4 protein-coding genes are annotated in these 4,823 nt (G+C 47.0%); 3 read left to right on the top strand and 1 reads right to left on the bottom strand.

Annotated features, from left to right (window positions below; all coding sequences use genetic code 11):
- Positions 1-205 precede the first annotated feature (205 nt).
- Positions 206-2,122, bottom strand: a complete 1,917-nt coding sequence (locus LLF78_08190) for an FAD-dependent oxidoreductase (GenBank protein ID MCE5202472.1) — start codon at positions 2,120-2,122, stop codon at positions 206-208.
- 220 nt (positions 2,123-2,342) lie between these two features.
- Here LLF78_08190 and LLF78_08195 point away from each other — a divergent pair, with 220 nt between their 5' ends.
- The 3 genes from LLF78_08195 to LLF78_08205 form a co-directional block, all read left to right on the top strand.
- On the top strand, positions 2,343-3,185 hold the full coding sequence (locus LLF78_08195) for a hypothetical protein (GenBank protein ID MCE5202473.1): 843 nt from the start codon (positions 2,343-2,345) through the stop codon (positions 3,183-3,185).
- A gap of 204 nt (positions 3,186-3,389) precedes the next feature.
- Positions 3,390-4,127: a leucine-rich repeat domain-containing protein gene (locus LLF78_08200; GenBank protein ID MCE5202474.1), complete on the top strand. Its 738-nt coding sequence runs from the start codon at positions 3,390-3,392 to the stop codon at positions 4,125-4,127.
- 303 nt (positions 4,128-4,430) lie between these two features.
- Positions 4,431-4,823 (top strand): hypothetical protein (locus tag LLF78_08205; GenBank protein MCE5202475.1); only part of this gene is annotated, 393 nt, incomplete at its 3' end.

Here is a 4,823-nt window from a genome sequence, read left to right on the forward strand (position 1 = left end):
GTCGGACCAAGGGTTTGCCTCCGGCTTCCTTCAGATTCCACCTCACGATGGACACCCTTGCCTTTGGCTAACAGTTCCCACTGCAAAGCCTGTAACGGTCTTTCACCGTCTAGTCTGCGCACATGTCGGGCGCACCAAAAATAAAGCTGTCTCCCTCTTGGCGGAGAGAGGCAGCTTTAATTGATAAGCTAAATTTGGGGCCTGACTAGATGGTCCTTCCGACCTCAAAGCCTTCCATTATGGCTTCTCCGCCCAGACCGACTTTTGCAGCGCCTCCAATGACGCGGATGTCAAAACCGTCTTTTTTCAGTGCATCTGCAAGGCCCAGCACCGGTTTTGCCCCAACAGCAATGACAACTGTGTCGCATGGGATCACTTCATTTACTGCGCCGGACACCTTCACTCCTGCATCTGTGATCTCGTCGACCGTGGTCTTTGTGCAGATCCTTACTTTGTTCTTTTCAAGATCTTCCAGAAGATCCCAGCGCGGGACCACTATTTCATCACCTGCGATCGCGTCCAGCATTTCGATGATAGTGACGCCTTTTAAGTAGTTTGCAAGCTGGTTGGCAGTTTCAGCTCCTACACATCCGCCACCCACAACAACAACGCTGTTGCCTGTGTTGACCTTTCCTGAAAGAACATCATGAGCGGTTACTGCGTTTGGCCTGTTGATCCCCGGTATGTTTGGGATGATGGGATCAGCTCCCGTGGCGGCGAAAATGACATCCGGATTTTCCTTTTTCACAAGTTCCGGGGTGACTTCCGTCTCCATCAGGACGGGCACGTTCAGTTTTTCGAGCTCGTTTAACTGCCAGTTGATATAGTTGATCATTTCACCTTTTCCGGGTGGTACAGCACCGATGCGGAACTGGCCGCCTGCCCAGCGGTTTTTCTCGAAAACCTTTACCCTGTGTCCGCGCGAGGCCGCTGTGATAGCTGCCTCAAGTCCTGCAGGACCTGAACCTATGACCATTATATTTTTGGGTGCCGCTGTCTTTTCAAGAGAGACTTCGCTTTCCCTGCCCAGTGTCGGATTCAGGATACACTGGATCGGGACATTGTTTAGCAGGTTTTTAACGCATCCGTGATGGCATGCGATACAATTGCGGATCTCATCGAAGCGGCCCTCTTTTGCCTTGTTGGGTGTCTCAGGATCGGTAAGTGACTGTCGTCCCATTGCAACTATATCTGCTTTTCCGGAGGCAATGACCGTTTCTGCCAGCCTGGGGTCGTTGATCCTTCCAACAGAGATCACAGGAAGTTTGGTTATCTTTTTTACCTCTACCGCAGCAGTGGTATTCCATGAGTGGCCGCGGTACTGCGAGGGTATGATGTCATCAAAGGAACGGTAAACACCCGCAGAAACATGGATATAGTCAATTCCGGCCTCCTCAAGAAAAGGGACTATAGTCATCGTATCACCGATATTTCTGCCTCCGGTAACATATTCATCTGCAGATATACGGTAACCGACGATAAAATCCTTGCTGACCTTCGAGCGAATATCTTTCACGATCTGTACGGCAAAACGGATACGATTCTGGAGAGATCCTCCGTACTCGTCGGTACGTTTGTTGGTATAGGAGGACATGAACTGGGAGATCAGATATCCATGGGCGCCGTGGACCTCTATGCCGTCAAACCCTGCTTTCTCGGCTCTGCGCGCACAATCACCAAACTCTGTGATGATTTTTTTGATTTCCTCAATGCTCAACTCTTCCGGCATGTCCGGGCTGAATGGGCAGGGAATTGCAGAAGGGGCCTCAGGTGCCTCGCCAAGTACCATTTTGCTGGACTGCCTGCCGGCGTGGTATATCTGCGCGATCAAAACAGTATCATGCTTGTGGATCCTTTTCGTAAATTCCTTAAATCCCGGGATCTGCTCATCATTCCACAGTCCGGGCAGATGTTTGAATCCCTTCCCCCTAGGCCTTACAGCAAAATCTTCCGTAATTATCATTCCAAAGCCGCCCTTGGCTTTTGCTTCGTGATATGCCGAAAACATTTCTGTACATGTTCCGTCCTCGTTGCAGTAGTTTGTCACCATTGGAGATACCGCCAGGCGGTTTTTCATGGTCTTTCCTTTGATGACGAAAGGGCTGAAAAGATTTTTCAACATTTTTTCATTCCTCCTATGTGTATTATTGTCTTAGTAAAATGAGTTGCCGGTAGGTGATGACCGTTTGGCAGACAATGGCCGCCCCAAGGATCATGGTTTCAAAAACCTAAGCAATATAACATCTTTTTAATTATCTGATATGTTGTATTTTTTTATATCGGTAATTTTCACGTATAATTCCAGTGGAATCGGCTTAATCTCGAAATCAGGTGATAATAAAATGGAGAGTTTCAGGATAACCTTGGCGCAGGTCGCGCCTGCAGTAATGGATGTTGAAAAAAATATGAAGCGTGCGTTGTCATTGCTCGATGATTGTGCGAAGAGGGGGAGTTCGATCCTTGTTCTTCCCGAACTTTACCTTTCCGGTTATGAGGTCAAAGAGGCAATTTCGACTGAAGCCGGGGCAAAAAGGCTCAAAGGGGATGTCGACGCTGCACTTCCTCTTATTGCGGAAAAAACCCGAGAGAGCGGGTGTGATATCCTTATCAGCTATCCACTTTTTGAGCAGCCCGGCAAGAAGCCCTACATAGCCCTTGAATACTTTTCAGGCGGAAAGAGTCTTGCCGTGCACAGGAAGATAAACCTATGCAATTACGCACAGTACACGGAACACCTTACATTCAGCGAAGGCGATGAAGTCACGGTCGCGGATGCCCCCTGCTGCAAAGCTGGGATGTTTGTTTGCGAGGACCTCTGGCACATGACTAACGCCATCTTCGCGGCAAAACTTGGGGCAGAAGTCATCTTTTACCCCTCAGCAGCCACAGTTTTGGACAGGGCAGACGGAGAAAAATGCTTTTCTAACTGGAAAAAACTAACTCAAGGAACGGCCTTTTCTCAGACAAGTTATGTCGTCTGCTGCAACCATGCAGCCTCTGGCTGTTCGATCTACTTCGGAGGCTCCCACGTTGTGGATCCGAACGGTGACATTGTGGCACAACTTCCGCTTTTCGAAGAGGCTGTCGTGGATGTGGAGATAGACATAAACTATCTTCCCAAGATCCGTGAGATGCGGCCTCTTTTACATAACGAACGCCTCGATGTCTATAAAAAGTATATTTAGAAAATTGATCCGGTTATAATGCATCTCGGTGTACATAAATAGTCATACATTGTCAAAATGATTGTAATTTTCGAAAAATAGGTTTAGAGTAAAAAACAAAATGAAGAAATGTTTTTTATTGGGGTCTCTTCTTTTTGAGAGTGGAGGCGAACAGACATTTCACCTTTAAAAAAAAGCGTGAAAAATGCTTTTGCTTTGTCCGAGATGCTTGTAGTCATTGCGGTGACTGGGATCATTGTCGCTATATTGCTGTTGCTGCTCCCTCCTATCATTGGCAGGACCGATAGGACAGCGGATTTTACTACTTTAAAAACATTGAACAGAGTATCAGTACTCTATAAAATGAGCCAAAATATTAGCGGCAGCGATGTTTTTAATGGGCTGACGACAGATTCGGCAAGACTTACAGCCCTTTTCAACGCCGGAAATATAGATAGGATCCCAGTTGCCAACATAGAAGGAAATATTTTTGCCTGGAGCATACAGAAACAAAAATGGGGAATCCTGCATGTTGTAAGTGGAACGGAAGTTGAGATAGAAAAAAGCGGAGGATTTACAGGTTTCATTACAGGCTCTTACGACGGCGATGAAAAGGATATAAAGATCCCTGCATCAATAGACGGAACTGCTGTCACTGTAATCTATCAGGATGTTTTTAACGGCAAAGGTCTGACATCTGTAGTTATAGAAGAGGGCATCACGCGCATACACGCGAGGGCTTTTAAGGACAATGATCTTACGGAGTTAGTCCTGCCTGACAGCTTGACCAGATTGGATTACGGTGCGTTTATGGACAATCCTTTGACAAAGGTGACGATCGGACCGAATGTCGTAAAAATAGAGGGCGGCGTCTTTTCGAATAATGAGTCTTTTACAGCAGCATACAATGCAGGAGGAGCAGGCACATACGTATTAACCGGCGGGGTCTGGTTCAAGCAGTAGGAATTCTTTCCCCGTGCATCAAAATTGCGTTTCCCGACGTGATCATAAAAAAGCGGCCTGCCTTTTGGCAAGCCGCTTGATTTTTATGTTTGATTTAAGAAAATTCGCTCCTGACTTTGGAACTTAGTGGCCAATAAGCATGTCGATCAATCCCCCGAACACGCGGTATCAAGGTGGTTTCGGGGGATTTTTATGTAACAAAAGTTTTATTATTATTTATCCTGCTATATCCTGCTTTTTAGCTCGCTTTGTGATATAATGATGTTGCCTATTTTTACATTTCGCAGAGCGAGGTGGTCCTATATGTACGTCGCAATATCGGGTTACGGCAAGTCGCGTGTTATCCAGTTCCGAGAGGAAACCCATATTCCGGGAACACGTAAAAAGAAAACGCATGTGGTGAAAACCATCGGCAACTACGAGAAAATGCTGGATGAGGACCCGAATATTATTGCCAAACTTAGGCTGGAGGCAGTTCGCCTTACCCGTGAGAAAAAGGCTGCAGAGGCACCTGTGACTCTGGAAGTGTCTGTGGGCGATATCCTTAAACCGGATGATGTGGTGCCCTCTTTTCTATTCGGACATGGTTTGGTTAAGCAAATTTGGCAGCAAATGGGTCTGGACACCTTCTTCGAAACCAAGTCCGGCAAGCGGAATGCCGAAACCGCAGCCCAGGCGATCTATTATCTGGCAGCC

The sequence above is a fragment of the Synergistaceae bacterium genome (assembly GCA_021372895.1).
Lineage (GTDB): Bacteria > Synergistota > Synergistia > Synergistales > Synergistaceae > JAJFTP01.

What these genes read in the sequence shown, in the direction of transcription:
- LLF78_08190 (MCE5202472.1), bottom strand. Translation starts at nt 2,122, where the DNA reads ATGTTGAAAAATCTTTTCAGCCCTTTCGTCATCAAAGGAAAGACCATG.
- LLF78_08195 (MCE5202473.1), top strand. Translation starts at nt 2,343, where the DNA reads ATGGAGAGTTTCAGGATAACCTTGGCGCAGGTCGCGCCTGCAGTAATG.
- LLF78_08200 (MCE5202474.1), top strand. Translation starts at nt 3,390, where the DNA reads ATGCTTGTAGTCATTGCGGTGACTGGGATCATTGTCGCTATATTGCTG.